Source organism: Pseudomonas sp. GW821-FHT01E10, from assembly GCF_059422365.1.
Map to the genome: position 1 here is coordinate 215346 of NZ_JBWKWT010000003.1, position 26994 is coordinate 242339.

Genomic DNA, 26994 nt, shown 5'->3' on the forward strand with positions numbered 1-26994 from the left:
TATTCAAAAAGGAATCCGCCATGCAAGACTGGCAACGTTCGGTGATCTACCAGATCTATCCGAAGAGTTTTCACAGCCACGCCGGCAACCCCACGGGGGATTTGCTCGGCGTCGTGGCCAAGCTCGATTACCTGCACTGGCTGGGTGTCGATTGCCTGTGGATTACGCCGTTCCTGCGTTCGCCCCAGCGTGACAACGGTTACGACATCAGCGATTACTACGCCATCGACCCGAGTTACGGGACCATGGCTGACTGCGAGTTGCTGATTGCCGAAGCCGCCAAGCGCGGGATCAAGCTGATGCTCGACATCGTGGTCAACCACACCTCGATCGAACACACCTGGTTCCAGCAGGCCCGAAGCAGCCTCGATAGCCCTTACCGCGACTTCTATATCTGGCGCGACCAGCCGAACAACTGGGAATCCAAGTTCGGCGGTTCGGCTTGGGAGTACGAAGCCCAGACCGGTCAGTATTACCTGCACTTGTTCGACCACACGCAGGCCGACCTGAACTGGGACAACCCCAGGGTGCGCGCTGAAGTCTTCAAGATGATGCGGTTCTGGCGCGACAAAGGCGTGGGCGGTTTCCGTCTGGATGTGATCAACCTGATTTCCAAACCGGCGGATTTCCCTGAGGACAACACTGACGGTCGACGTTTTTACACCGATGGCCCGAACGTCCACGAGTACTTGCAGCAGATGCACCGCGAAGTGTTCGAAGGTCATGACCTGATCAACGTCGGCGAGATGTCGTCCACCAGTCTGGAACACTGCATTCGCTACTCGCGGCCGGAGTCGAAAGAGCTGTCGATGACCTTCAACTTTCATCACTTGAAGGTTGATTACCCGAACCTGCAAAAGTGGATTCGCGCCGATTTCGATTTCCTCGAACTCAAGCGCATCCTCTCCGACTGGCAGACCGGCATGCAGGCCGGCGGTGGCTGGAACGCGCTGTTCTGGTGTAACCACGACCAGCCGCGGGTGGTTTCGCGGTTTGGTGATGACGGCGAGCATCGGGTGGTGTCGGCGAAGATGCTCGGCACCGCGCTGCATTTCCTCCAGGGCACGCCGTTTGTGTATCAAGGCGAAGAGCTGGGCATGACCAATCCGGGGTTCGATCACATCGATCAGTACCGCGATGTCGAGACTCTGAACATCTTCCGGCTCAAGCGCGAGGCCGGTGCAACCGACGCCGACAACATGGCGGCGATCATGCAAAAGTCTCGGGACAACAGCCGCACGCCGATGCACTGGAGCGCCGAGCCGAACGCCGGTTTCAGCGCTGTCGAACCGTGGATCGGGGTGCCGGCCAATGCCGCGCAAATCAACGTCGCCCACCAACTCGACGACCCGGACTCGGTGCTGCATCACTACCGTCTGCTGATTGCCCTGCGCCGCAGTGAAGCGCTGATGTCCGATGGTGTGTACCGACAGTTGTTGCCTGAACACACGCAAATCTGGGCGTACGTGCGTGAAGGCAATGGTGAGCGTTTGCTGGTGCTGAATAACTTTTATGGCACACCGTGCGAAGTTGAACTGCCGTCGGAGGTGATCAGCGAAGCGATGGCACAACGTCTGGTGATCAGCAATTACCCGGACTGTCCGCCACAACATCGGCAGGTCTTTTTACGGCCCTATGAGTCGTTCGTTCTGCACCTGACCAACATTTAAAAACACTGTTTCGAACAACACGCAGAACACTGCGCGGGGGAGTTTTGCGCGCCGGTTTTGCTGCATCACACAATAAAAATAATGAGGTGGTTCTTGAAAACAACAATAAATCGCAGTCTTGTAGCGGCGGGTGTGTGCCTGGCGTTACCACTGTCAGCCCAGGCGCTGGAATTCGCCGGTTACTTGCGCAGCGGCGTCGGGACCTCGGTTAACAGCGGTAAACAGCAGTGTTTCCAGCTACCGGGAGCGCAGACCAAATACCGCTTGGGTAACGAGTGTGAGCAGTACGCTGAACTTGAATTGCGCCAGGATCTGTACACCCTGGACGATGGTTCGGTGCTCAGCGTCGACGGCATGGCATCGCTGTATAACCAGTACGACAAGGACCTGACGTTCAACGGTGACAACGGCTCGGTGCGCATGCCGCAGCTGTATGCGCAATGGTCGAACATGCCCAGCCTCAATGGTGGTTCGCTGTGGGCCGGTCGGCGTTACTACAAACGTAACGACATCCATATTTCCGACTTCTACTACTGGAACCAGAGCGCCACCGGCGGCGGTATCGAGGACGTGCTGATCGGCGATCTGAAGTACAGCTACGCCTTCTCGCGCAAGGACAACCTGTACCAGAAGGACTACATCAACCGTCACGATTTCAACGTCGCCGGCTTCAACACCAACCCCGGCGGTGAGCTGGAGTTCGGCTTGAGCTACATCGACAAACCCGACAGCCGCGACGCTCACCGTGGCTGGGCGATCACCACCCAGCATGTGCAGAAGGGCTTTCTGGGCGGCAAGAACAAACTGGCCTTTCAGTACGGCGAAGGCCCCGGCACCGGGTTGGGCTATACCGGTAACGTGAAGCTGGACGACAGCAGCAAAAGCTACCGGGTGGTGGAGTTCTTCGACTGGCAAGTGACGCCGCGCTTCGGCGGGCAGGTCGAGGCGGTTTATCAGAAGGACATTCGCCCCGACGGCGCTGACCAGAACTGGATTTCCCTCGGGATTCGCCCGGCCTATGCGATCACCGAGCAAATCAAACTGGTGACCGAGCTGGGCCACGATCAGGTCGAGGCCACAGGCGGCACGCGCAAACTGAGCAAGTTCACCATCGCTCCGACCTGGTCACCCAAGGGCCCGGAATTCTGGGCGCGCCCCGAGGTGCGTCTGTATTACACCTATGCCAGTTGGAACGAGGCGGCCAAACGGGCGGCCAATGAACTGGCGGCAGGTTCGGCGTTATCTGACACCGGTGCCTTTGGCACGGCGCGGCATGGTTCGAACGTCGGATTGCAGGTCGAGTACTGGTGGAAATAAGCGATGCTGTCGGGGCCTCGCGCTCCATCGGCACTTCAAAGAACAAAACAGCAGGTGACGTCATGGCCATACCCCAACAATTGCAACTGCTGGCACCCTTGTCCGGCGTGCTGATGCCGCTGGACCAGGTGCCCGATCAGGTGTTTTCCAGTCGCGTGATCGGTGACGGTCTGTGCATCGACCCGACCACGTCCACCTTGTGCGCACCGCTGGCTGGAGTGATCAGCAATGTGCAGGCCAGCGGGCATGCCGTCAGCATCACTGACGACAACGGCGTGCAGGTGTTGATGCACATTGGCCTCGACACTGTGAACCTGGCTGGCAAGGGCTTCACCCGGTTGGTGGAGGAAGGTCAGCGGGTTGAGGGGGGGCAGGCGCTGATCGAGTTCGATGCCGATTACATTGCCTTGAACGCCCGCAGTTTGTTGACCTTGATGCTGGTGGTCAGCGGCGAGCCGTTTACCTGGCTGGCCCCTGAAACGGGGGTGGTGCAAAACGGTCAGCCGTTGCTGAGCTTGAATCCGTCTGAAGTAGTGGCCGATGAGCCGGAGGAGGGCGAGGCACTGTTCTCAAAACCGCTGACGCTGCCCAATCTCAATGGCTTGCACGCCCGCCCTGCGGCGGTGTTTGCCCAGGCGGCGAAAGGTTTTTCGGCGAGTATTTGTCTGCATAAACAGCAGGACAGCGCGAACGCCAAATCCCTGGTGGCGATCATGGCGTTGCAGACCGCTCACGGCGACATCGTGCAAGTCAGCGCGGCGGGCGCGGATGCCGAAGTGGCGATCAAGACCCTGGTCGAGTTGTTGGCCGCCGGGTGCGGAGAAGCCGTGACGGTGATGGCAGAGGTTGAAACGGTTGCGGCTGATGCTTCATCGCTGAAGGTGCTGCACGGCGTCTGTGCATCGGCGGGGTCGGCGTTTGGTCAGGTGGTGCAGATCGCGCAGCAGACCCTTGAAGTCATTGAATCCGGTCGGGGCGCGCAAGTTGAGCGCGAGCACCTGTCCCAGGCGTTGGCGACGGCGGTCCTGGACCTGCAGCAGTTGCGTGACCAGGCCACGGGGGACGCCCAGGCAGATATCTTCAAGGCGCATCAGGAACTGCTCGAAGACCCAAGCCTGCTGGATCAGGCCCTGGCACTGATCGACGCCGGCAAAAGCGCCGGTTTCGCCTGGCGGGCGGCCACAGAGTCGACGGCTACCTTGTTCAAAAAACTGGGCAATGCCTTGCTGGCCGAACGGGCAGCGGATTTGGCCGACGTTGGTCAACGGGTGCTCAAGTTGATTCTCGGCGTAGAGGATCAAGCGATGGAGTTGCCGGAAGGGGCGATTCTGATTGCCGAGCAACTGACGCCCTCCCAGACCGCTGGCCTGGACACGCGCAAGGTGCTGGGGTTCGCGACGGTCGGCGGTGGCGCCACCAGCCACGTGGCGATTCTCGCCCGGGCCTTCGGCTTGCCGGCGATCTGCGGTTTGCCGGTTCAGGTGCTGACACTGGCCAATGGCACCCGGGTTTTGCTCGATGCCGACCAGGGCGAGTTGCAGCTGGATCCCGAGCTGGCCGCCATCGAGCAGTTGCAAGCCAATCGTCAGCGACAAAAGAAACGCCGGCAATATGAATTGGAAAATGCCGCGCTGGCTGCCTGTACCCGCGATGGTCATCACGTTGAAATCACCGCCAACATCGCTTCGCTGGCCGAAGCCGAACAGGCCATGACACTGGGTGGCGAAGGCGTCGGTCTGTTGCGTTCGGAGTTTCTGTATCTGGATCGCAACCATGCACCGAGCCATGACGAGCAAGCGTCCACCTACAGCGCTATCGCCCGAGCATTGGGGCCAGCGCGCAGTCTGGTGGTGCGGACCCTGGATGTCGGCGGCGATAAACCATTGGCCTACGTGCCGATGGACCGCGAAACCAACCCGTTCCTGGGCATGCGCGGCATTCGTTTGTGTCTGGAGCGTCCGCAGCTGTTGCGCGATCAGTTCAAGGCGATCCTGAGCAGTGCCGGGTTGGCTCGGCTGCACATCATGTTGCCGATGGTCACGCAATTGTCGGAGTTGCGGCTGGCCCGTCAGCTGCTTGAAGAGGAAGCGCTGGCAGCAGGGCTCACGGAACTGCCGAAACTGGGGATCATGATCGAAGTGCCGGCAGCGGCGCTGATGGCGGATCTGTTTGCGCCCGAGGTGGATTTCTTCTCCATTGGCACCAACGACCTGACCCAATACACCCTGGCCATGGACCGCGATCACCCGCGACTGGCCAGTCAGGCGGATAGCTTTCATCCATCGGTGCTGCGCTTGATCGCCGGTACAGTGAAAGCTGCCCATGCCCATGGCAAATGGGTCGGTGTGTGCGGTGCCTTGGCTTCGGAACATCTGGCGGTGCCGTTGTTGCTGGGGCTTGGCGTGGATGAGTTGTCGGTGAGCGTGCCGCTGATTCCGGCGATCAAGGCGGCGGTTCGCGAAGTGGACCTGCTGGACTGTCAGGCCATCGCCCAGCAAGTGCTGGGGCTGGAAAGTGCCGGGCAGGTACGCGAGGCATTGCGGCTGCACCACGAGGCCACGGTCGATACTTCACTGGTTCTGGAGAACTGAGCATGTTCGAGAAAATGCAGCGGGCGTTCTGGAAAGCGTTGACCCCGGATCTGGTGGTGGATGAGTCGAAAGCGGTAGCTCAAGCCGTTTCCGGACTGGCACCGAATGTCGTGGCCGCACTGGGCGGTGTGGATAACCTCAAGTCGCATCAGCCCGTGGCGCTGACCAGGATGCGGGTGGAGTTACGGGATGTGGCGCGGATGGATCGGCAGGCGTTGACGGCGGCTGGAGTGCCAGGCGTGATGATGCTGGACAGTGGAGTGGTGCATCTGCTCACCGGTTTGCAGTGATCGTTCCCACGCGTTGCCCTTACTGTTTCTCATCCGCAGGTGTATCGTATTCGCCTTTTGCAGGCACCGCGCCTGTGGCTGATACGTGAGGTAGTTGAGTTCATGTCCTTTACCCGTCGACAAATACTCGGTGGTCTGGCCGGTCTTGTGGTGGTTGGCGTGGGGGCCGGTGGCGCGTCGCGTTACTGGCTGGGCAAGATGGCCGACGCTGAGGCCGGCCACGACTATGAGCTGATCGCCGCCCCGCTGGACGTCGAACTGGTGACCGGGCACAAGACCGAGGCCTGGGCGTTCGGCCCCTCGGCGCCGGGCACTGAGTTGCGCGTGCGTCAGGGCGAATGGCTGCGGGTGCGTTTCATCAACCACTTGCCAGTGGCGACCACCATTCACTGGCACGGCATCCGTCTGCCGCTGGAAATGGACGGCGTGCCCTACGTGTCGCAATTGCCGGTACTGCCGGGCGAATACTTCGACTACAAGTTCCGTGTGCCCGACGCCGGCAGCTATTGGTATCACCCGCACGTGAACAGCAGCGAAGAACTCGGTCGCGGGCTGGTCGGTCCGCTGATCATCGAAGAGCGCGAGCCCACCGGTTTCAAGTACGAAAAGACCTTGAGCCTCAAGAGCTGGCATGTCGATGAAGAAGGCGCTTTCGTGCCGTTCAGCATTCCTCGTGAAGCGGCCCGTGGCGGTACGGCTGGGCGCCTGTCGACCATCAATGGCATCTCGCAAGCAGTGATCGACTTGCCTGCCGGGCAGATCACCCGCGTACGCCTGCTCAACCTCGACAACACCCTGACTTATCGCCTCAACATCCCCGGCGTCGAAGCGCAGATCTATGCGCTGGACGGCAACCCGATTGAACCGCGCCCACTGGGCAAGGAATACTGGCTCGGCCCGGGCATGCGCATTTGCCTGGCAATCAAGGCTCCGCCGGCCGGCGAAGAACTGTCCCTGCGCAACGGTCCGGTACGCCTGGGCACCTTGCGCTCAGTGGCCAATACCGACGCGCCGACCGAGTGGCCGCCGGCACTGCCCGCCAACCCGGTGGCCGAGCCAGACCTGGCCAACGCCGAGAAACTCAACTTCAATTTTGAATGGGTGGGCTCGGTGTCGGTCAACGTCGACAATGGCAAGCCGCCCAGCCTGTGGCAGATCAACGGCAAGGCCTGGGATATCACCGACAAGACCTGCGCCGACCGACCGATTGCCAAGCTCGAAAAGGGCAAAAGCTATATTTTCGAATTGAAAAACATGACTCAGTATCAGCACCCGGTCCATTTGCACGGCATGAGCTTCAAGGTTATTTCTTCGAACCGGCACAAGGTTATCCCGTACTTCACCGACACTTACCTGTTGGGCAAGAACGAGCGCGCGCAAGTGGCGCTGGTGGCGGATAACCCGGGCGTCTGGATGTTCCACTGCCATGTGATCGACCACATGGAAACCGGCCTGATGGCCGCCATCGAGGTGGCGTGATGCGTCAGATACGCCCCGCGGCAATTATCGACCGCAGCCGTGATCGTGATTTCATGCGCGAAGCCCTGGCCCTCGCCGCCGAAGGCGCGGCGCTGGGTGAAGTGCCGGTGGGTGCTGTGCTGGTGCAGGACGGTGAAATCATCGGGCGCGGTTTCAATTGCCCGATCAGCGGCAATGACCCCAGCGCCCACGCCGAGATGGTCGCGATCCGCGCCGCCGCCCAGGCCGCCAGCAACTATCGCCTGCCGGGCAGTACGCTATACGTGACGCTGGAGCCGTGCAGCATGTGCGCCGGGCTGATCGTGCATTCGCGGATTGCGCGGGTGGTGTATGGCGCGCTGGAGCCCAAGGCCGGAATTGTGCAGAGCCAGGGGCAGTTTTTTACCCAGGGCTTTTTGAATCACCGGGTGCTGTACGAAGGCGGGGTGTTGGCCGAGGAGTGCGGGGCAGTGTTGAGCGAGTTCTTCAAGGCCCGTAGGGCCAAGCCAGCGGATTAGGCGGCGACAGGTAGGCCGCCTTGCCCGCGAAGCTTTTACTTGCGGGCAACAATCACCGCACGCATCGGCGCCGGCAGCCCTTCGATCGTTTTGCTGTGATCATCCGGATCAAGGAAATCGCTCAACGACTGATACTTCATCCATTCCGTCCCGCGTTGTTCCTCGACCGTGGTCATGCTCACATCCACGCAACGCACATCGCTGAACCCGGCGCGACGCAGCCACAGCTCCAGCGCCGGCACCGACGGCAGGAACCAGACATTGCGCATCTGTGCGTAACGGTCTTCCGGCACCAATACCTGTTGTTGATCGCCTTCGATCACCAGCGTCTCCAGCACCAGTTCACCGCCCTTGACCAGGCAATCCTTCAGCGCCAGCAAATGCTCGATCGGCGAACGACGGTGGTAAAACACGCCCATGGAAAACACGGTGTCGAACCCTTCCAGGTTCGGCGGCAGGTCTTCGAAAGGGAAGGGCAGGTGCCAGGCATTGGGCTCGGACAGGTAACGCTGCACCGCCTGGAACTGGCAGAAGAACAGCCAGTTGGGGTCGACGCCGATTACGCTGTCGGCCCCGGCACCGAGCATGCGCCACATGTAATAGCCGTTGCCGCAGCCGACATCGAGGATGCGTTTGCCCTTCAGGTCCAGATGCGGAGCCACTCGGGACCATTTCCAGTCCGAGCGCCATTCGGTGTCGACATGCACGCCGAACAGGTCAAACGGCCCTTTGCGCCAAGGAGACAAACCCATCAGCGCGGTGCGCATTTGCGCGCGGGTTTCATCGTCGCAATCGGTGTCCAGCTTAAGGCCGTTCAACAAGTCGACTTCGCTCGGCTGGATCTTCGGCAATGCATCCAGTGCGCTCTGCCAGCGCTCCAGGTCGCCGTGACCTTTTTCCATTTTCTTGTCGAGTTGCACTTGCAGGGTGTTGGCCCATTCGGCCAGCGGAGTACCGGCCAGACGGCGGGCGAGGGGGGACAAATCAATCATGGCAAGGCAATCAACGAGGCAAAGTTAAGACACTGGAACCACGGCACGACTTTCGAGAAACCGGCGGCCAACAGGCGCTCGCGATGTTCTTCGAGGCTGTCGGGCTTCATGACATTTTCGATGGCGCTGCGCTTCTGGGCGATTTCCAGTTCGCTGTAGCCGTTGGCGCGTTTGAAGGCCACGTGCAGGTCAGTGAGCAGCGCGTGTTCTTCGGGGTCATTGAAGCGCAGCTTCTCCGAGAGAATCAGCGCGCCACCGGGCAACAGCGATTGGCGGATGCGCGCGAGCAGCGCGGTGCGCTGGTCCGGGGCGATGAATTGCAGGGTGAAGTTCAGCGCCACCACCGAGGCCGGCTGAAATTCCAGGGCAAGGATGTCGCCTTCGATCACTTCCACCGGCAGCAACTCCTGGAACATCGAGTCCTGGCCGTTGAGGTATTCGCGGCAACGCTCGACCATGGCCGCGGAGTTATCCACAGCGATGACGCGGCAGCCGTCGGTGCGCACGTGGCGGCGCAAGGCCTGGGTCACGGCACCCAGCGACGAGCCCAAATCGTAGAGCACGCTGTTTGGCTGAGCGAATTGCGCGGCGAGCACGCCGAGGTTTTCAACGATGGTCGGATAACCCGGCACCGAGCGCTTGATCATGTCCGGGAACACCCGCACCACATCCTCGTTAAAGGCGAAGTCAGGCACCTGGGCCAAAGGCTGGGCGAAAAGGCGATCGGATTCTTTGCTCACGGCGGTTCCAGCGGTGTAGGTGGAAAAGGCCGGCATTTTAGCCAACTTGGCGCGGGGATGCGCGGGTTTGCTGATAAACCGCCGGACTAACCTCGGTTAATGCAGAGACATGCTGTTGTGGCGAGGGAGCTTGCTCGCGCTCGGCTGCGCAGCAGTCGTCATCCGGTAAGTGGGTTTTGTCTGGGAAGTTGGTGTCGCCTGGGTTGGGGCTGCTGCGCAGCCCAACGGGGGCAAGCCCCCTCGCCACAGGGTTAGCGTTGCCGCTGGGTGAACGCCGACGCCGCAATCCCCCATTGCCCCAGCCAGTAACTCAGGATGGTCACGTAAGGCGCGGCATGAAATGGCATCACAAACCGGTTAATGCCAATCACGCTGTCAGAACACACAAACGCCACCGCGCCCGCCGCAGCCAGCAGCGCCGAGCGTTTGGGCACATCGGTGCCGAGTCGGGCCAGGGCGCGCCAGAGCATGGCGCTGATGGCCAGGCCGTAGACGATCACCGGGACCAGCAGCGGCCCCAAGCCATTGGAAATCAGAATCCCCAGCAGCACGGCACCCACGCCGAAGGCGAGGATCAGCGGCAACACAGCCAGACGCCGGCAATCGCTCAAGTAAGCCTTCAGATACGCCAGATGCGCGAGCAAAAATGCTCCAAGTCCAAACACGAACAAGTCTTGCGGCCATGCCAGCAACACATCGCCGACCAAGGAGAAAATCAAACCCAGGCTGATCCAGCGCCGATACGCGCTGGGCGGTGCATCGTGCAACCAGCCGAGCAGGGCCAGCACAGGCATCGGTTTGACCAGCAGGCAGAGCAGCGCGGCATGCACGCTCAGGCCATACATAAAGGTCACCGCGCCCATCAGCGCCAGAATCAGCCAGCCCACGATCAGTTAACCGCGATGGCGCAGTCGAAGGTTTGCACCGCCGGTACTTCCGGTGCCCACGGTTGTGAGTAAGTCAGCCGCAGGCGGCCAGTGCCGGTGGCGAAGGCCTGGAAACGCCAGGTCGAGACGCCGGCACTGCCGACGATCCCGGCGTCTTCCGGGTTGCTGTAAACCTCGGGGCTGAGCGCGCGCAACACACCACCGGCTGAATCCTGGATCGCCCAGCGGTAACCCGTGGTCGGGTTGCTCGGCAGCGTCAGGATCAGGGTTTGCCCGTTGTGCAGTTTCGCCGGGCATTCGCTTTGTTTTTCCACGGTCAGGTTCTGTTTCGGTTGCGAGGCGCAAGCACTCAGCAGAGCAAGGGCGAGGGGGACACACAGGCGAGTGGGGGACATAAGATCAGCGGCTCCGGCGTTCACGACGAACGGCGAGCATAACTGAAGATGAGACAAATTGTGACGGCCGCCCATTAGGGATGATCGGGCGCGGGAGGTGGGTAATGCCCGTCAGTCAAGTGCAGTCCATGTGGGAGCGGGCCTGTGGCGGTGCGGCATTCCGACAAGCCCCCTCGCCACAGGCCCGCTGCCAGTGGGTTTAGAGTGTGCCGAAAACTTTCTTCGCCAAACTGGTCGCCGCTGCCGCAGGGTTCTTGCGAATGGTTTCTTCCTGTTTGCCAATCATCTCGAACAACCCGTTCAACGCCTGCTCGGTGACGTAGCTTTCGATGTTGGCATTTTTCGCATCCAGCACACCCAGCGTCGCGGCTTGCCCGGCGAACGCGTTGTATTGCTGAGCCAAACCCACCTGGTCGGTGGCTTGCTTGACGATCGGCAAGAACTTGGTACGGATCTGTTCGCGGCTGGTTTTGCTCAGGTACTGAGTGGCCGAATCCTGGCCGCCGCTGAGAATCCCCTTGGCATCTTCCACGGTCATCTTCTTCACCGCATCCACCAGAATCGGCTGAGCCTGCGTTACCGCCGCTTCAGCTGCCTTGTTCATGCTGGTTTCCAGTTGATCGACCTGATCGCCCATGCCGAACTGTTTCATTTTCTTGGCGACCTTGCCCAGTTTTCCCGGCAGTTCGATTTTCACGTCCGGGTTGTTGCTGAAGCCGCCGGGTGTGCCCAGTTGTTTGACGGCCAGCTGCGCGCCTTGGGTCAGGGCGTCCTTGAGCCCGCCGGTGGCGTCTTGTTGCGACAGGTCACTGAGTGACAGTGCCAGGGCGTTGGCGCAGATCATCAAGCCTGCGCACAGGCCGGCGAAGCGAAGGGTAGGGCGGAGCATGGTGGCTTCCTTGTTCGTAAATAAGGTTGGGAACGATGTTGAAATTTAGTCGGTTTGCGCCGCCGTCGCGACTTGGTCCGCCGCATCTTCACTGCGATGCAGTGCCACCTGACGGATCGACAAGCGAATCTCCGCTGGCAGCACCCGCTTGGCGGCGCCTTCGGCCAGTTCACCCAGCAGTTCGTGGTAGCTCAGCTTGCCGGCTTCGTCGCGGCGCAGCACGTCGAGGTCCAGCATTGTCTGGATGAAATGACGGAACAGGCTCTTGTCGAAGAACTCCGGGGCGTTCAGGCCGTGGAGGATCGACAGGCGCTGGGCCATGACGGTGCACAGGTCTTCCAGTTCTTCGGCGCTGATGCTGTTCTGGCCGCTGTTGAGCAGCAGGGAAACGGTCATGTAGAAGCGCTGCAAGGTCTGGGCAATGCTTTTCGACAGCAGCGTCAGCAATACGAAATGCCGCGAACTTGGTGCCGGGCGCAGGTACACGTCCTTCTCGAAACGCAGCAGGCCTTGCTCGACGAAGGCTTCGAGCCACTGATCGATCACGCCATCGAGTTCGTCCAGTGTCCAGCGAATGAACAGCTCCGATTGCAAGTACGGGTACAGCGCACGGGTGTAGCGCAGGATCTGCTCGCGGCTCATGCGCGACGCGCTCTGGAAGAAACTCGCCAGCAGCGACGGCAACGCGAATATGTGCAACACGTTGTTGCGGTAGTAGGTCATCAGGACGGCGTTTTGTTCGTCCAGGTACAGAATCTTGCCCAGCGCATCGTTCTGCTCAGACAGCAGGTTCATGTCCTTCACATGCTCGATCAGCGCGCGGCCGTCACCGTCCGGCAGGGTGGTGTGCGGCGAGTAGGGAACCTTGCGCAACAGCGCCAGATACAAATCGAGCACCCGCGCCATGGCGCGATCGTCCAGGGCCAGGCGGCTGGTGGACAGCAGCGCCAGGGCTACCAGATTCACCGGGTTGATCGCCGCCGCTTCGTTCAGATGCTGCGCGACTTTCTCGCCGAGGCGGTTGGTGGTTTCGTTGAGCCAGGCCGGTTTGAATTGCGGGCCGTGTGCCTGTTGGCGCCAGTCTGGCTGTTCGCTGTCGAGGAACTCCGCCAGTTTGATCGGCTCACCGAAGTTCACCGCGACCTGACCGAAACGCTGTTTGAGCGCGCCGATGACTTTGAAGATGTCGAAGATCGACTCTTTCTTCTTGCTCGCGCCACGCAATTCGCCGAGGTAGGTGCGGCCTTCCAGCACGCGCTCGTAACCGATGTACACCGGCACGAACACGATCGGCATGCGCGACGAGCGCAGGAAGCTGCGCAACGTGATCGCGAGCATCCCGGTTTTCGGTTGCAGCATGCGCCCGGTGCGTGAACGGCCACCCTCGACGAAGTACTCGACCGGGAAACCTTTGGTGAACAGAGTGTGCAGGTATTCGTTGAACACCGAGGTATAGAGCGGATTGCCCTTGAAGGTGCGGCGCATGAAGAACGCACCGCCGCGACGCAACAGACCGCCGATCCCCGGCATGTTGAGGTTGATCCCGGCGGCGATGTGCGGCGGGGTCAGGCCGTTGCGGAACAGCAGATAGGACAGCAGCAGGTAGTCGATGTGGCTGCGGTGGCAGGGGACGTAGATCACTTCGTAACCCGGGGCGACCTTTTGCACGCCTTCGATGTTGTTGACCTTGATCCCGTCGTAGATCTTGTTCCAGAACCAGCTCAGCACCACTTCCATGAAGCGGATCGCGGTGTAGGTGTAGTCGGAGGCGATTTCGTTACCGTAGCGCAAGGCCTGGGCCTTGGCTTTTTCCGGGGAGATGTTTTCGCGCTCGGCTTCGTCGAGGATCGCTTGCTTGACCAGCGGCTGGTTGAGCAGGCCTTTTACCAGGTTACGCCGGTGGGAAATGTCCGGGCCGATCACCGCGGCTTTCAGATTGCGGAAGTGCACCCGCAGAATCCGCTGGGCCATGCGCACCGTGCGCTCGTGGCCCTTGTTGTGTTCGATCAGTTCGCGCAGATGGATCGGCGCCGAGAACTGCACCCGGGTCTTGCGCCCCAGCACGATGATGCTCAGCAACCGGCGCAACCGCCCGGTGACCGCCCAGCTGTCGGCGAACAGCAGCTTCCATGGGCTCGACTCGCTGTCTGGCGACTGGCCCCAGAACACGCTGACCGGGATGATCTGCGCGTCTTCGGCGGCGTTCTGGCTCAGGGCGCTGACCAGACGGGTCAGGGTTGGCGGCGCACCGCGTTTGTCCTGACGGCCGAGCCAGTCGGGATCCGGTGTCAGGTAAAAGAACGCGGCGGGCTCCACCAGCGCACCCACCGCTACCGGCAATACCGGACGGGGCAGGCCGGCCTTGCTGCATTCGGTATCGACCACGGCAAGGTCGGTCAGCGAAGGATTTTGCAGGACGTAGAACACCGGCCGGCTGCGGTCGAGGTTAAGGGTGAACGACGACTGGTTGATCGTCTCTGAGCGAACCCAGAGGTACAGCAGTCGGCGCAGGGTGCCAAACACAAGACGGCGGAACGGGGAACGGGTCATACGGCTTCTGCGTGAGTGAATAAAACCGAGCGTTTGCTCGGGCGGTCGATAGTGTGCCGGATTCATCGAAAATCGGCAAAAAAGCAGCGAAGTAAACTCCTGTTGAGAGTTTTCGCACCTGTCATATACTCGGCGGTCTGTCGCCGGGGCCCTTCAATGGACGTCGGATGCAGGCTGACGTTCCTCAAGGCTTTCCTGCGAAAAGCCCATTCAATAATAAAAAGGGAGTATGAACAGATGGCAACACGCGAAACCGGCAACGTGAAGTGGTTCAACGACGCCAAGGGTTATGGCTTCATTCAGCGCCAGGACGGGGTGGACGTGTTCGTGCACTACCGCGCGATCCGTGGCGAAGGGCATCGCTCGCTGACTGAAGGTCAGCAGGTTGAATATGCGGTGGTGGAAGGGCAGAAGGGATTGCAGGCTGAGGATGTTGTAGGTCTGTAAACCCGCAGAACCCTGTAGGAGCGAGCGGTGCGGCGATCCGACTTGCCCGCGAAGGCGTCATCACTGGCGCTAAAAGCTTCGCGGGCAAGCCTCGCTCCTACAGATTTATGCTTACGCAGATTACGCAGATTACGCAGATTACGCAGATTACGCAGATTACGCGGTTTTCCAGGTGATCTCTTCTTCACCATCGACACTGATGCGAATCCAGCGATCTGCCGTTTCCTCACCTTCTTCCTCGACCCAGCTACCCGGCGCACAACGCACTTCGACGTTCAATGCGGCAAATGCAGCGCGGGCGCAAGCGATGTCGTCTTCCCATGGGGTCTGGTCGCTTTCCAGGTACAGGCTGTTCCATTTGCCTACGGCTTTGGGCAGCCAGGTCACTGGCACGCTACCAGCCTTGCACTTGTAGGTCTGGCCTTTCTGAACCCAGTCGGTGCACGGGCCTAGAGCCGCGCCGAGCCAGGCTGCGATGGCTTTGTGATCGACGTCGGCGTCTTTCAGGTAAATCTCGATGTCCGGTTGGCGCATGGATGTCCTCACTGCGGGTCTGAAAAATCCATTCGCGGATTTAGCCGGCCTTGAGCCTTTACTCAAGACCAAAAATTAAAGTTGTTCTCTAACTACTACTGCAGAACGAAATAATCGTAGCGCATCGAAACGGTGACCTCGAACGGTTCCACTTGTTCAATGACTGCTGTCCGGCGTTCGGCACTGGCGCGCCAGCCGTGAGGTGTCATCGCCAAGAGATTCGCGCGATCCTGACCATTGACCAGCGTCAGTTTGAATTCCAGGGTTTCGCTGTGTTGCAACGCCATGCCTTCCGGCACCAGCGCCAGGTGCTTGTCGTCGGTGTACTCGCGCACTTCGTCGTACAGCCGCTCACGCAATTCCATCAGATGGCCGCTGGTCGGCCCGACTTTCATCAAGCCGCCACCGGGGCTGAGCAGACGTTTGGCTTCTTCCCAGTCCAGCGGGCTGAACACGCTGGCCAGAAACTGGCAGCTGCCCGAGGCCAATGGCACCCGCGCCATGCTGGCGATTAACCAGGTCAGCGCAGGGTTGCGTTTGCAGGCGCGTTTGACCGCTTCCCGGGAAATGTCCAGGGCATAGCCATCGGCGTTGGGCAAGGCTTCGGCGATTTGCGCGGTGTAATACCCCTCGCCACAACCGATGTCCAGCCAGCGCTGCGGCGCATAACCGGCCGCCAGTTCCGCCAGACGCTTGGCCACCGGCGCGTAATGGCCGGCGTTCAGAAAGTCGCGACGGGCTTCGACCATCGCCTGGTTATCCCCAGGGTCTCGGCTGTTCTTGTGCTGCACCGGCAGCAGGTTCAGGTAACCCTGCCGTGCGCGGTCGAAACGATGCCCGGCGGGGCAGGCCACGCCGTTGTCCACCGCGTTCAGCGGTTCGCTGCAGATCGGACAGGCGAGCATCAGGCGAGCAACTTGATCAGGGTCTGGTAGTAGATTTCGGTCAGCACGTCGAGGTCGGCCGCCAGTACACGCTCGTTGACCTGGTGGATCGTCGCGTTGACCGGGCCCAGTTCAACCACTTGGGTGCCCATGGTCGCGATGAAGCGCCCATCTGAAGTGCCGCCGCTGGTGGAGGCTTTGGTGTCACGACCGGTGATGTCCTTGATGCTCGCCGACACCGCGTCGAGCAGCGCGCCCGGCTCAGTGAGGAACGGCAGGCCGGACAGCGCCCAGTCGATGTGCCAGTCCAGGCCATGCTTGTCGAGAATGTCGGCGACGCGCTTTTGCAGGCCTTCGACGGTGGACTCGGTGGAGAAGCGGAAGTTGAATACCGCCACCAGATCACCCGGAATCACGTTGGTCGCACCGGTGCCGGAATTGACGTTGGAGATCTGGAAACTGGTCGGCGGGAAGAAATCGTTGCCGTGGTCCCAGTGCTCGGCGGCAAGTTCGGCGAGCGCCGGGGCGGCGAGGTGGATCGGGTTCTTCGCCAGGTGCGGATACGCCACGTGGCCCTGCACACCGCGCACGGTCAATTTGGCGCCGAGGGAGCCGCGACGGCCGTTCTTGACCACGTCACCCACCAGGGTCGTGCTCGACGGCTCGCCGACGATGCACCAGTCCAGACGTTCCTTGCGGGCGGCAAGGCGCTCGACCACAGCCTTGGTGCCGTGATGGGCCGGGCCTTCTTCGTCGCTGGTGATCAGGAACGCGACCTTGCCCTTGTGATCCGGATAGTCGGCGACGAAACGCTCGGCCGCCACGGTCATGGACGCAAGGCTGCCTTTCATGTCTGCCGCGCCACGGCCACAGAGCATGCCGTGTTCGTCGATCACCGCGTTGAACGGATCGATCTGCCAGGCCGCCACCGGACCGGTCGGCACCACGTCGGTGTGACCGGCGAAGCACAGCACCGGACCGTCATGTTTGCCGTGGGTCGCCCAGAAGTTATCCACATCTTCGATGCGCATCGGCTCCAGCATAAAACCGGCATCGCCCAGGCGCTGCATCATCTGCTTCTGGCAATCGGCGTCGACCGGCGTCACGGATGGACGGCGGATCAGGTCGATGGCGAGTTGAAGTGTCGGCGAAAGGTCGGCGTGGGCCGTCATGTAAGAACTCCGAGGTGCGCACGGTAAACATGTAGGAGCTGCCGAAGCAGCTCCTACCGAGTTTGTTGGCATTGAAAAAGGCGATCATTCTAAAGCAAAACGGCGGCCCGAAGGCCGCCGTTTGACGTTATCTAATAACGGATTACGCCGGTACCGGCGCAGCTTCTACCGAAGGTTTGGGCAGCGACGACAGGAACGCCATGATCAGCGCCGCCAGGTACGGCAGCGACTGCACCAGCAACATGGTCACCCAGAAGCGCATGTCGTTGCTTGGTATACCCTGCACCAGGAAGATCCCCAGTGCCGCGCCCCACAGCAGCAGCATGATGAACAGCTCTTCGCGAGCCTCCGAAATCGCCACCCAGAAGCCGTGGTTATCGGCATTCTTCGGTGTGCGGAAGAACGGAATGCTGCTGGTGAAGAATCCGTACAGCACCGCTTTGGCGATGGTGTGCGACAACGCCAGCCCGGCCAGCGCGGCGCAGAAGGCGTCTTTCAGGTTGACCCCGACCGCGCGGCGGTACAGGAAGATGATCTTGCCCACCTTGAACACGAACAGCGCCAATGGCGGGATCGCGAAAATCAGCAGCGGTGGATCGACCCGTTGCGGCACGATGATCATCGCCGCCGACCACAACAGCGCGCCGACGGTGAAGAAGATGTTCATGCCGTCCGCCACCCACGGCAGCCAGCCTGCGAGGAAGTGGTAACGCTGGCCACGGGTCAGCTCGGTGTCCTTGCCGCGCAGCAGGCTGGCGGTGTGACGCTTGATGATCTGAATCGCGCCATAGGCCCAGCGGAAACGCTGTTTCTTGAAGTCGATAAAGGTATCGGGCATCAGGCCTTTGCCGTAGCTGGTGTGGTAGTACGCCGCCGACAGACCTTTTTCGAACACGCGCAGGCCCAGTTCGGCGTCTTCACAGATACACCAGTCGGCCCAGCCCAGTTCCTCGAGCACCGAGCGCCGGGTCATGGTCATGGTGCCGTGCTGGATGATCGCGTCACGGTCGTTGCGGGTGACCATGCCGATGTGGAAGAAGCCTTTGTATTCCGCGTAGCAGAGCTTCTTGAAGGTGCTTTCGTTCTGGTCGCGGTAATCCTGTGGCGATTGCACCACGGCGATTTTCGGGTCGGCGAAGTGCGGCACCATGTGCTTGAGCCAGTTCGGGTCGACGCAGTAGTCCGAGTCGATCACCGCAATCACTTCGGCATCTTTGGCGGTATGGGGAATCAGGTAATTCAGTGCGCCACCCTTGAAGCCGGCCAACGGTGCGACGTGGAAGAACTTGAAGCGTGGGCCAAGAGTTTCGCAATAATCACGCACCGGTTCCCAGACCGCCGGGTCCTTGGTGTTGTTGTCGATGATCAGGACTTCGAAGTCCGGATAGTCGAGGTTGGCCAGCGCGTTGAGGGTCTGTTTGACCATCTCCGGCGGCTCGTTATAGCAGGGCACGTGAATCGACACCTTCGGTCGGTAGTCTGATTCGCCCACCACGGGCAGGAATTCACGCCGGCGTTTGTGGGTCCAGACCGCTTCGGCCAGTTCATGGGCTTCCGTTAGCAGAACGATAAACACCCCGAGTGCACCGAGGGCGAGGAGGAAGCCTACCGTCAGGCTGAACCAGGTGCTGTATTGCTGGCTGTAGTCGTAACCGATCCATACCAGCACCGAACCGCAGAGGAACGCGATAAAGGTCAGGAAGGTACGACCACGTTGGCGCAGGGCCGAGCCGTCGATCATCAGCAAGGTCAGGGACAGCAGGGCCAACACGGCAGAGCCGATCGCCAGCACACGCCATTGCGGGATCGCGACCACCGGGCCTTCGAAGTTGAATTTCTGCTGGCGCGCGGCGTTGAACACGCCCCAGTACGCGCCTACCGAGCCTTCGTCAGTGGCCTTCCACGGTTGGTCAAATGCTTCGATCACGAAGTAGTTGAAACCCTGGCGGTTAAGCTTGTTGACCAGTGTGCGCAAGTAAATGGCCTGGTCCGCCGGCGACGCATCGGCGCCACCGCGCATACGGCCGTTGCTCGGCCAGCCGACTTCGGAGAGCAGCAACGGTTTTTTCGGGAACATCTTTTTCAGGTCACGGGCGCGGTCGAGAACGAACTGGCCGGCCTTGTCCACAGGGATGAACTCCCAGTAGGGCAGAACGTGAGCTGCGATCAGGTCGACGTGCTTGGCCAGTTCCGGGTGTTCTTCCCAGACGTGCCACTGTTCGGAGGTGGTGACTGGAACCTTAACGGCTGCGCGCACGCGATCCAGGATCACGCTCAGCTCGGCAGCAGTGATTTCCTTGCGGAAGATCGCCTCGTTACCGACCACGACGCGAACCACGCTGCGGGAGGTGTTGGCCAGTTGGATGGCGCGCTGAATCTCGCGCTCGTTGCGCTCCTGGTCCGGGCTGATCCAGATCCCCAGGGTTACCCGCAGGCCGAACTCTTCCGCCAGTTTGGGAATGTCCTCCAGCGTGCCGTCGACCGAGTAGGTCCGGATGTTGTCCGTCAGCTTGCTCATGATCTCCAGGTCGCGACGCATTTCATCGTCGGTCGGATACTGGTCTTTCTGCGGGTACTGGCCTTGTTGAAACGGCGAGTACGAGAAGCCGGAGATCTGTTCAGGCCAGTTGGGGGCGGTGACCGGGCGATTGACCAACGCCCAGAAACCGGTGAACAAGGCGGCGATTGCTAGAACCACTACCAGGTTGAGTCCAAATTTACGCGATGACATAGCTTTTTCGGGTTCCAAAGGCTGTGGAACGAAGGAACGGTTGGCGGCCGGCTGCCAGGTGGCAGGGGCGCGCATCCTACACTGGAGGTTCTCTGACCGTACAGCGAACAGGGAAACGCCCGACATTGGGCAGTCCAGGTCGACTTAAGTTCTTTGACCAGAGCGTTGTAGTCCAATTCCGATCAATTTTTTGTCAATTAAAGCAGTCGACACCGCCGTTCATAGTGCAAAGATGCTCTTGGCCGCCGACAGCCCTATAATGCGCGCCGGTTTTTGGGGTAATGGTCATGAGTACAGAAGATCCGCGGTTTGCTGGTATCGCCCGCTTGTATGGCATTGAAGGCATGGAGCGCTTGCGCGCGGCCCATGTGGCGATCGTCGGCGTCGGTGGTGTCGGTTCCTGGGCGGCGGAAGCGGTTGCCCGGTGTGGCGTGGGCGAGATATCGCTGTTCGACCTGGACGACGTCTGCGTCAGCAACGTCAACCGTCAGCTGCATGCGCTGGACAGCACTGTCGGCAAGCCCAAGGTCGAGGTGATGGCCGAGCGCCTGCGCGGGATCAACCCGGACTGCACGGTGCATGCGGTGGCGGACTTCGTCACCCGCGAAACCATGGCCGAATACATCACGCCGAACATCGACTGCGTGATCGACTGCATCGACAGTGTCAACGCCAAGGCGGCGCTGATTGCCTGGTGCAAGCGGCGCAAGATCCAGATCATCACCACCGGCGGCGCGGGAGGGCAGATCGACCCGACGCTGATCCAGGTCTGCGATCTGAATCGCACGTTCAACGATCCGCTGGCGTCGAAAGTGCGCTCTACATTGCGCCGCGACTATGGCTTCTCCCGTACCGTGACCCGCCACTACAGCGTGCCGTGCGTGTTTTCCACCGAGCAACTGCGCTACCCGAAACCCGATGGCAGCATTTGCCTGCAGAAGAGTTTTGTCGGGGACGGCGTGAAGCTCGACTGCGCCGGGGGCTTTGGCGCGGTGATGATGGTGACGGCGACGTTTGGCATGGTCGCGGCGACCAAGGCTGTGGATAAGATTGTGGCGGGCGTGCGGCGTCCGGCGGATCGGATCAAACCTCAGGTTTAATGGTTGTGGTTCGATCGTTCCCACGCAGAGCGTGGGAACGATCAGTGCGCTAGCTCACGCATCCGCTGCAACACCGCATTCAAGCCATTGCTACGGGACTGGGACAACTGGCGACCCAGCCCCAGCTGACTGAACCAATCCGCCAAATCCACCTGTTGCAACTCAACTGCGGACAACCCGTTGACCCGCGCCAGCAGCAACGCCACCAACCCGCGAATCAATCGCGCATCGCTGCTGGCGCTGAATTGCCAGTGCCCGTCCTGCAACGTGCCGACCAGCCAGACCTGGCTTTCACAGCCATGCACGCGGTTGGCGTCGACTTTATCCACATCGCTCAGCGCAGGCAGACGGTCGCCCCACTGCATCAACAGCCGCGCCCGCTGTTCCCAGCTCGCCGCCTGCTGAAACGTGTCCAGCGCTGTAATGGCATCGACGGGCAAGGTCATCGCAACAACTCCAGGGCCTGATCCAGTGCTTCGAAAAAGCGCTCAAGGTCTTCGGAATTGTTGTACAGCGCCAACGACACCCGAATCGCCCCGGCCAGTTCAAAGCTTTTGAGCAACGGCATGGCGCAATGATGACCGGCGCGCACGGCGATGCCCTGTTCGGTCAGCAAATGCGCCAAATCAGAGTTATGAACACCCTCGACGACAAAACTGGCCAGCGCCAGCTGCGGTTTGCCCAGCAGGCGAATGCCGTTGCGCGCTTCCAGGCCTTTGAGCAGATAGTCATGCAGCGCCGCTTCGTGGGCGGACACGGCGTCTTGATCCAGCCCGGTCAAGTAGTCCAGCGTTGCGCCCAGACCGATCACACTGGCGATCGGCGGCGTACCGGCCTCGAACCCCAGCGGTGCGGACCGAAAGCGAGCATCGTGGTAGTTGGCGTCCAGCACCATTTCCCCGCCGAACTGCCAGGGGCGCAGCTGTTGCAGCGCTTCGTTGCGTCCGAACAGCACGCCCAGGCCATCGGGGCCATAGAGTTTGTGGCTGGAAAACACGTAGAAGTCGCAGCCCAGTGCCTGCACATCGTGCCGACCATGAACCACGCCTTGAGCGCCATCGACCACGGTCAGCGCGTTGTGTGCCTTGGCCATCGCCAACAGCGCGGGCAACGGTTGCCAGGCGCCCAGCACGTTGGACAGCTGGCTGACCGCCAGCAAACGGGTTCGCGGACCGATCAACTGCGCGGCGACATCCAGGTCGATCAAACCGTCGACATTCAGCGGCAGGATCACCAGCTTCAGGTCGCGACGGTGGGCCAGTTGCTGCCACGGCAACAGGTTGGCGTGATGCTCCAGAGCGCTGATGACAATTTCATCGCCTGGATTGAAAAGGTGTTCCAGGCCATAGGCCAGGAGGTTCAGCGCGGAAGTCGCACCGTGGGTAAAGATAATCTGTTCGCAATCGCCGGCATTGAGCCATTGTGCAACTTTGCGGCGGCTGTCCTCGAACGCCTGGGTGGCATGGGCGCCGGGCAAGTGTTGCGCCCGATGCACGTTGGCCGCGCCGTTGGCGTAGTAATGCGCCAGGGCATCCAGCAGGGCTTGAGGTTTTTGCGTGGTGGCGGCGTTGTCCAGATAGGTCTGGTCTTGCCGTTGCAGTGCGGCGATGGCCGGAAAATCGGCGCGCCAGGGAGAAGGAATCATCATGTTGTTCGGCCCTGGTGACATGGGCGGGTGTACGCCTGACCTTGCAGGAGCGAGCGATGCGGCGCTCCTACAAGGTGATCGTTTGACGCTCTGCTTAGTTGTGAGCGTGCAGCGCTTCGTTCAGTTCGATGGCCGACTTGTGGGTTTTGCACTCCACGGCACCGGTTTCCGAATTGCGACGGAACAACAGGTCAGGTTGACCGGCCAATTCACGGGCCTTGACCACTTTGACCAGCTGATTCTTTTCGTCGAGCAGCGCCACCTTGGTACCGGCTGTCACGTACAGGCCCGACTCAACGGTGTTGCGATCGCCCAACGGGATGCCGATACCGGCGTTGGCGCCGATCAGGCAGCCTTCGCCCACCTTGATCACGATGTTGCCGCCACCCGACAGGGTGCCCATGGTCGAGCAGCCGCCGCCCAGGTCCGAACCCTTGCCGACGAACACGCCAGCCGACACGCGGCCTTCGATCATGCCCGGGCCTTCGGTGCCAGCGTTGAAGTTAACGAAACCTTCGTGCATCACGGTGGTGCCTTCGCCCACGTAGGCGCCCAGACGAATACGTGCCGCGTCAGCGATACGCACGCCGGCCGGTACCACGTAGTCGGTCATTTTCGGGAACTTGTCCACCGAGAACACTTCCAGCAGCTCGCCGCGCAAGCGGGCTTCCAGTTGATGCTCGGCCAGTTCGGACAGGTCGATCGCACCCTGGCTGGTCCAGGCCACGTTCGGCAGCAGCGGGAAGATCCCGGCCAGGTTCAGGCCGTGCGGCTTGACCAGGCGGTGGGACAGCAGGTGCAGCTTGAGGTAAGCCTCAGGCGTGGAGCTCAGCTGTGCGTCTTCGGCCAGCAGCGTGGCGACCAGCGGCTTGTGGCTCTCGGCCAGACGGGTCAGCAGCGCAGCTTGTGCAGCGTCGACGCTTTTCAGCGCTTCAGCCAGTTGCGATGCCTGAGCAGTGCTGAAGGCGATGGCCTGATTGCCTTCGGTGTAGCCCAGAACCGGTGCAATGGCAGCGACCAGTTCGGCCGACGGATTGAGCAGTGGCTGCGCGTAAAACACTTCCAGCCATGCGCCTTGACGGTTTTGAGTGCCGACACCAAAGGCCAGGCTGAACAGGGTAGTGGACATGTTGATACCTCTAACAAAATGGAACGGGCTGCCTTACTTGAGTGCGGCCGCGTAGATATCTGGCTTGAAGCCAATCAGGGTTCTGTCACCGAGATCGAGCACCGGGCGCTTGATCATCGAGGGTTGTGCGAGCATCAGTTCGATGGCTTTCGGCTGGTCGAGATCGGCTTTGCGTTCGTCGTCGAGCTTGCGAAAGGTCGTGCCTGCACGGTTCAACACCACTTGCCAGCCGTGCTCCTCGCACCATTGGGTCAGGTGTTCACGGTCGATTCCGACCGCTTTGTAATCATGGAAGTCATAGCCGACAGCGTGTTCATCGAGCCAGGTGCGCGCCTTTTTCATGGTGTCGCAGGCTTTGATGCCGAAAAGGTGCAACGTTTTGCTTGAAACGGTCAAGGAATTGCCCCCTTTGCAGGTGCTGAAAATAAAAGGTGACGGATTATGCCATGACCGGACGGTTTCGCGTCGGCTGTGGTCGGGTTTGTCTTTTTGTCTTGGCAATCGACTGTTCTATGCGACATAGGTGCAACGATCGGCCTGCAGTCTAAGCCGCTAATATGGCACTTCAATGCTGTCGATTGCTCGTGAACCGCGCTTTATGCGCGATTTTGAGTGTACGGCCGTTTACCCGCAGCTTTGAGTAGCTGACGAGCGAGCGCTTGCGTCGAGACCTGACGGTTGAAGCAGCATTGGCTGGGTTTTTTATTGACGGTGTGGATGAAGTATAAGGCTCTACAATGTGTAGCTTTATATTGACTGTCAGAGGCAGCTTATCCACCCCTGACAGTGTTTGGGTTTATCTCCCGCTGTAAATTTCTGTCATCAGCTTTACGTCGTTTGCAGATAAGCGATTGTTACGCGCTATCGCTACACCGTCGAGAGTAAGTTCAGCCTGGATAGGGTAGTGCATGATTGAGGTGCGGTCATAAGGCGATGTTCGGGTTTTTGGTTTTTCCAATTTTTTTAACAGGTTGGAATAGATCTCCTCTCTTGACCATTTTTGTGTTCGGCTCATGAATTCGTAAACGGCAGTTTCGTTCCAGTTAATATTGGCGTCTGGATGTTGATGTTCGTGTTTAAGCCCAAGAGCGTGACCAAACTCATGCAGCACGTTACCGAAGAAAACTTGATTTAGTCCTTGCCATTGCAAATTCATGGTCGGTTCATCTTTCGGTACAAGCAGTGCGTCAGTGCCAACAACGGACCAATTCCCTGAATGGAAGTCGTCAGATATCCGGATATCACCCTCTGAACCTTCGACGAAAAGGATGCGAACGTCAAAGACGGCAGGTATCCATTGGTGGATTGCTCCTTGTGTGGCCTCGATGAACCAACGGTTTGTGCTCAGAAAAGCCACTTTTAGTGTCCGACCTTTTTTCCAGAATTTGGTGTGGTCGCCTACAGCGCGTTTTTGTCGGCCTCCTGGTATTGTCTGGGGCGCGTTCGCTAGGTCTTCATTGATTGCCGCATCATAAGAAGCCTGAATATCATCGGGCTCAATGCACTTGCATAAGTTCATACTCGTCATCCTTGTGAGTGTGTTGTTTGAGGTCTCCGTTATTGGAGATGCATTGGTTTGTTTATCTATGTGATTTTGTTTTGGTCTAATGTTCAGGCGGGTTTTATAGTGTGTGTTGCTTGGTGTCGTCAATTGGCGGGCGAAAGGGATATGTAAGTTTTTTTTGTTGGGGGTGTTGTTGTGTGTGCTGGGTGTGGAGGTGTTATTAAATAAATGGCTTGGTTGATGATGCTCCGCACTACATTGCATAGTGCGGAGCTTTTATGAGTTATTTATTGCGTGTAATAAACGCGCGAATTCGCTCTGCGGCTTCAATGCATTCTGCCAACGGTGCAACCAGCGCCATACGTACTCGGCCTGCTCCGGGGTTTGAGCCGTTCACTTCGCGAGACAGGTAAGACCCTGGTACGACCGTCACGTGTTCCTCGGCAAACAGATCCCGGCAGAACGCCGCGTCGTCGCCATTTACGTTTGGCCACAGATAGAAACCGCCATCCGGGCGCTGCACATCCATCACCGGGCTGAGGATTTCCAATACCGCATCGTATTTCTCACGGTACAGTGCACGGTTGGCCCGCACATGCACTTCGTCGTTCCACGCGGCAACGCTGGCCAGTTGCGTTTGAACCGGCATCGCACAGCCGTGGTAAGTGCGATACAGCAGGAACCCCTTGAGGATGTCTGCATCGCCGGCCACAAAGCCCGAACGCAGGCCTGGCAGGTTGGAACGCTTGGACAGGCTATGAAACACCACGCAACGCTTGAAATCTTTGCGGCCTAGTTCAACGCAGGCGCTGAGCAGGCCGGGTGGCGGGGTCTGCTCATCGAAGTACAGTTCGCTGTAGCACTCGTCAGCGGCGATCACGAAATCGTATTCGTCGGCCAGGGCGATCAGTTTTTTCAGGGTTTCAACCGGGATCAACGCGCCGGTCGGGTTGCCCGGCGAGCACAGGAACAGGATCTGGCAACGCTTCCAGATGTCTGGCGAAACAGCGTCGAAATCCGGGTTGAAGCCGTTTTCGTCAAGGCATGGCAGGTAATGCGGCTTGGCTCCGGCCAGGAACGCCGCGCCTTCGTAGATCTGATAGAACGGGTTCGGGCTGACCACCAGCGCGTCTTCACCACGGTTGACCACGGTCTGGGTGAATGCGAACAACGCTTCGCGGGTGCCGTTGACCGGCAGCACGTTGCGCGCGGGGTCGAGCCAGCCATTTGGAACGCTGAAACGGCGTTCGCACCATGCGGCGATCGCTTCACGCAGGGCCGGGATGCCGAGGGTGGTCGGGTATACGGCCATCTGATCCAGATTGCTTGCCAAGGCTTCGGCGACAAAGCTTGGCGAGCGATGCTTCGGTTCGCCGATGGACAACGCGATGGCGCGTTTGTCCGGGTTTGGCGTGACGCTGCCGAGCAGGGCGCGGAGCTTTTCGAACGGGTAGGGCTGCAACTGGTTCAGAGCGTTGTTCATGGGGGCCTCGTTCAATATGGGAGCGGGCCTGTGTGGCGAGGGAGCTTGCTCCCGTTGGACTGCGC

At 60.1% G+C, this 26994-nt stretch carries 24 protein-coding genes; 8 read left to right on the forward strand and 16 right to left on the reverse strand.

What is annotated here, in order from left to right; genetic code table 11:
* Nucleotides 1-20 precede the first annotated feature (20 nt).
* The 6 genes from treC to tadA all read left to right on the forward strand — a co-directional run bounded on the left by treC (nt 21) and on the right by tadA (nt 7844).
* On the forward strand, nt 21-1670 hold the full coding sequence (gene treC / locus AC07V0_RS07475) for an alpha,alpha-phosphotrehalase (protein WP_086944750.1): 1650 nt from the start codon (nt 21-23) through the stop codon (nt 1668-1670).
* Nucleotides 1671-1763: 93 nt separating this feature from the next.
* Nucleotides 1764-2987 (forward strand): maltoporin, encoded by a 1224-nt coding sequence (locus tag AC07V0_RS07480; RefSeq protein ID WP_086944751.1) that lies wholly within the window; start codon nt 1764-1766, stop codon nt 2985-2987.
* A 62-nt stretch (nt 2988-3049) separates the two neighbouring features.
* On the forward strand, nt 3050-5578 hold the full coding sequence (gene ptsP / locus AC07V0_RS07485; protein ID WP_086944752.1) for a phosphoenolpyruvate--protein phosphotransferase: 2529 nt from the start codon (nt 3050-3052) through the stop codon (nt 5576-5578).
* A gap of 2 nt (nt 5579-5580) precedes the next feature.
* Entirely contained in the window at nt 5581-5868 is a 288-nt protein-coding gene (locus tag AC07V0_RS07490; RefSeq protein WP_086944753.1) for a PTS sugar transporter subunit IIB, read from the forward strand.
* A 102-nt stretch (nt 5869-5970) separates the two neighbouring features.
* Nucleotides 5971-7347, forward strand: coding sequence for a multicopper oxidase family protein (locus tag AC07V0_RS07495; RefSeq protein ID WP_086944754.1), 1377 nt, complete (start codon nt 5971-5973; stop codon nt 7345-7347).
* Nucleotides 7347-7844, forward strand: coding sequence for a tRNA adenosine(34) deaminase TadA (tadA, locus tag AC07V0_RS07500; protein WP_018927040.1), 498 nt, complete (start codon nt 7347-7349; stop codon nt 7842-7844). The genes AC07V0_RS07495 and tadA overlap by 1 nt, the downstream gene beginning before the upstream one ends.
* A gap of 35 nt (nt 7845-7879) precedes the next feature.
* Here tadA and cmoB read toward each other — a convergent pair whose 3' ends face one another.
* The 6 genes from cmoB to plsB form a co-directional block, all read right to left on the reverse strand.
* Complete coding sequence (cmoB, locus tag AC07V0_RS07505) at nt 7880-8836, reverse strand: tRNA 5-methoxyuridine(34)/uridine 5-oxyacetic acid(34) synthase CmoB (RefSeq protein WP_007940467.1); 957 nt, start codon at nt 8834-8836, stop codon at nt 7880-7882.
* Nucleotides 8833-9612, reverse strand: a complete 780-nt coding sequence (cmoA, locus tag AC07V0_RS07510; protein WP_018927038.1) for a carboxy-S-adenosyl-L-methionine synthase CmoA — start codon at nt 9610-9612, stop codon at nt 8833-8835. Before cmoA ends, cmoB begins: the two co-directional genes overlap by 4 nt.
* Before the next feature lie 215 nt (nt 9613-9827).
* Nucleotides 9828-10463, reverse strand: a complete 636-nt coding sequence (locus AC07V0_RS07515; RefSeq protein ID WP_086944756.1) for a lysoplasmalogenase — start codon at nt 10461-10463, stop codon at nt 9828-9830.
* Between the two features lie 2 nt (nt 10464-10465).
* Entirely contained in the window at nt 10466-10858 is a 393-nt protein-coding gene (locus tag AC07V0_RS07520; RefSeq protein WP_495019542.1) for a protease inhibitor I42 family protein, read from the reverse strand.
* Between the two features lie 199 nt (nt 10859-11057).
* Complete coding sequence (locus tag AC07V0_RS07525; protein WP_007940472.1) at nt 11058-11747, reverse strand: DUF4197 domain-containing protein; 690 nt, start codon at nt 11745-11747, stop codon at nt 11058-11060.
* 45 nt (nt 11748-11792) lie between these two features.
* On the reverse strand, nt 11793-14297 hold the full coding sequence (plsB, locus tag AC07V0_RS07530) for a glycerol-3-phosphate 1-O-acyltransferase PlsB (RefSeq protein WP_064621350.1): 2505 nt from the start codon (nt 14295-14297) through the stop codon (nt 11793-11795).
* Between the two features lie 237 nt (nt 14298-14534).
* Here plsB and AC07V0_RS07535 point away from each other — a divergent pair, with 237 nt between their 5' ends.
* Nucleotides 14535-14744: a cold shock domain-containing protein gene (locus tag AC07V0_RS07535; protein ID WP_007940478.1), complete on the forward strand. Its 210-nt coding sequence runs from the start codon at nt 14535-14537 to the stop codon at nt 14742-14744.
* Nucleotides 14745-14900: 156 nt separating this feature from the next.
* On the opposite strand, the gene AC07V0_RS07540 is transcribed toward AC07V0_RS07535, so the two are convergent.
* The 4 genes from AC07V0_RS07540 to AC07V0_RS07555 all read right to left on the reverse strand — a co-directional run bounded on the left by AC07V0_RS07540 (nt 14901) and on the right by AC07V0_RS07555 (nt 20065).
* Nucleotides 14901-15278, reverse strand: coding sequence for a hypothetical protein (locus AC07V0_RS07540; protein ID WP_018927031.1), 378 nt, complete (start codon nt 15276-15278; stop codon nt 14901-14903).
* Nucleotides 15279-15373: 95 nt separating this feature from the next.
* Nucleotides 15374-16183, reverse strand: coding sequence for a putative RNA methyltransferase (locus AC07V0_RS07545; protein WP_018927030.1), 810 nt, complete (start codon nt 16181-16183; stop codon nt 15374-15376).
* Nucleotides 16183-17334 carry a succinyl-diaminopimelate desuccinylase gene (gene dapE / locus AC07V0_RS07550; protein WP_028939204.1) on the reverse strand — a complete coding sequence of 384 codons (1152 nt, stop codon included), beginning with the start codon at nt 17332-17334 and terminating at the stop codon, nt 16183-16185. Before dapE ends, AC07V0_RS07545 begins: the two co-directional genes overlap by 1 nt.
* A gap of 142 nt (nt 17335-17476) precedes the next feature.
* On the reverse strand, nt 17477-20065 hold the full coding sequence (locus AC07V0_RS07555; protein ID WP_086944864.1) for a glycosyltransferase: 2589 nt from the start codon (nt 20063-20065) through the stop codon (nt 17477-17479).
* A 287-nt stretch (nt 20066-20352) separates the two neighbouring features.
* Between AC07V0_RS07555 and tcdA the strand changes: the two genes are divergently transcribed.
* Nucleotides 20353-21165, forward strand: coding sequence for a tRNA cyclic N6-threonylcarbamoyladenosine(37) synthase TcdA (tcdA, locus tag AC07V0_RS07560; protein ID WP_370741112.1), 813 nt, complete (start codon nt 20353-20355; stop codon nt 21163-21165).
* Between the two features lie 41 nt (nt 21166-21206).
* On the opposite strand, the gene AC07V0_RS07565 is transcribed toward tcdA, so the two are convergent.
* The 6 genes from AC07V0_RS07565 to dapC form a co-directional block, all read right to left on the reverse strand.
* Nucleotides 21207-21611, reverse strand: coding sequence for a SufE family protein (locus tag AC07V0_RS07565; RefSeq protein WP_064620073.1), 405 nt, complete (start codon nt 21609-21611; stop codon nt 21207-21209).
* Nucleotides 21608-22813, reverse strand: coding sequence for an aminotransferase class V-fold PLP-dependent enzyme (locus AC07V0_RS07570; protein WP_086944865.1), 1206 nt, complete (start codon nt 22811-22813; stop codon nt 21608-21610). Before AC07V0_RS07570 ends, AC07V0_RS07565 begins: the two co-directional genes overlap by 4 nt.
* Nucleotides 22814-22907: 94 nt before the next feature.
* The gene (gene dapD, locus AC07V0_RS07575) at nt 22908-23942 is read right to left on the reverse strand and encodes a 2,3,4,5-tetrahydropyridine-2,6-dicarboxylate N-succinyltransferase (protein ID WP_064620069.1); all 1035 of its coding nucleotides are present in this window, start codon (nt 23940-23942) and stop codon (nt 22908-22910) included.
* Between the two features lie 33 nt (nt 23943-23975).
* The gene (locus tag AC07V0_RS07580) at nt 23976-24338 is read right to left on the reverse strand and encodes an ArsC family reductase (protein WP_064620065.1); all 363 of its coding nucleotides are present in this window, start codon (nt 24336-24338) and stop codon (nt 23976-23978) included.
* Nucleotides 24339-24738: 400 nt separating this feature from the next.
* The gene (locus AC07V0_RS07585; RefSeq protein ID WP_158245527.1) at nt 24739-25461 is read right to left on the reverse strand and encodes a M12 family metallopeptidase; all 723 of its coding nucleotides are present in this window, start codon (nt 25459-25461) and stop codon (nt 24739-24741) included.
* 268 nt (nt 25462-25729) lie between these two features.
* Nucleotides 25730-26929 (reverse strand): succinyldiaminopimelate transaminase, encoded by a 1200-nt coding sequence (dapC, locus tag AC07V0_RS07590; RefSeq protein WP_064620059.1) that lies wholly within the window; start codon nt 26927-26929, stop codon nt 25730-25732.
* Nucleotides 26930-26994: the final 65 nt, after the last annotated feature.

Coding starts and splice junctions, on each gene's coding strand:
- AC07V0_RS07540 (WP_018927031.1), bottom strand. CDS start 15,278: ATGCGCCAACCGGACATCGAGATTTACCTGAAAGACGCCGACGTCGAT.
- AC07V0_RS07565 (WP_064620073.1), bottom strand. CDS start 21,611: ATGACCTTGCCCGTCGATGCCATTACAGCGCTGGACACGTTTCAGCAG.
- dapC (WP_064620059.1), bottom strand. CDS start 26,929: ATGAACAACGCTCTGAACCAGTTGCAGCCCTACCCGTTCGAAAAGCTC.
- tcdA (WP_370741112.1), top strand. CDS start 20,353: ATGAGTACAGAAGATCCGCGGTTTGCTGGTATCGCCCGCTTGTATGGC.
- AC07V0_RS07490 (WP_086944753.1), top strand. CDS start 5,581: ATGTTCGAGAAAATGCAGCGGGCGTTCTGGAAAGCGTTGACCCCGGAT.
- AC07V0_RS07555 (WP_086944864.1), bottom strand. CDS start 20,065: ATGTCATCGCGTAAATTTGGACTCAACCTGGTAGTGGTTCTAGCAATC.
- AC07V0_RS07545 (WP_018927030.1), bottom strand. CDS start 16,183: ATGCTCGCCTGTCCGATCTGCAGCGAACCGCTGAACGCGGTGGACAAC.
- AC07V0_RS07495 (WP_086944754.1), top strand. CDS start 5,971: ATGTCCTTTACCCGTCGACAAATACTCGGTGGTCTGGCCGGTCTTGTG.
- cmoA (WP_018927038.1), bottom strand. CDS start 9,612: ATGCCGGCCTTTTCCACCTACACCGCTGGAACCGCCGTGAGCAAAGAA.
- AC07V0_RS07520 (WP_495019542.1), bottom strand. CDS start 10,858: ATGTCCCCCACTCGCCTGTGTGTCCCCCTCGCCCTTGCTCTGCTGAGT.
- cmoB (WP_007940467.1), bottom strand. CDS start 8,836: ATGATTGATTTGTCCCCCCTCGCCCGCCGTCTGGCCGGTACTCCGCTG.
- treC (WP_086944750.1), top strand. CDS start 21: ATGCAAGACTGGCAACGTTCGGTGATCTACCAGATCTATCCGAAGAGT.
- tadA (WP_018927040.1), top strand. CDS start 7,347: ATGCGTCAGATACGCCCCGCGGCAATTATCGACCGCAGCCGTGATCGT.
- plsB (WP_064621350.1), bottom strand. CDS start 14,297: ATGACCCGTTCCCCGTTCCGCCGTCTTGTGTTTGGCACCCTGCGCCGA.
- AC07V0_RS07535 (WP_007940478.1), top strand. CDS start 14,535: ATGGCAACACGCGAAACCGGCAACGTGAAGTGGTTCAACGACGCCAAG.
- dapE (WP_028939204.1), bottom strand. CDS start 17,334: ATGACGGCCCACGCCGACCTTTCGCCGACACTTCAACTCGCCATCGAC.
- ptsP (WP_086944752.1), top strand. CDS start 3,050: ATGGCCATACCCCAACAATTGCAACTGCTGGCACCCTTGTCCGGCGTG.
- dapD (WP_064620069.1), bottom strand. CDS start 23,942: ATGTCCACTACCCTGTTCAGCCTGGCCTTTGGTGTCGGCACTCAAAAC.
- AC07V0_RS07525 (WP_007940472.1), bottom strand. CDS start 11,747: ATGCTCCGCCCTACCCTTCGCTTCGCCGGCCTGTGCGCAGGCTTGATG.
- AC07V0_RS07585 (WP_158245527.1), bottom strand. CDS start 25,461: ATGAACTTATGCAAGTGCATTGAGCCCGATGATATTCAGGCTTCTTAT.
- AC07V0_RS07570 (WP_086944865.1), bottom strand. CDS start 22,813: ATGATGATTCCTTCTCCCTGGCGCGCCGATTTTCCGGCCATCGCCGCA.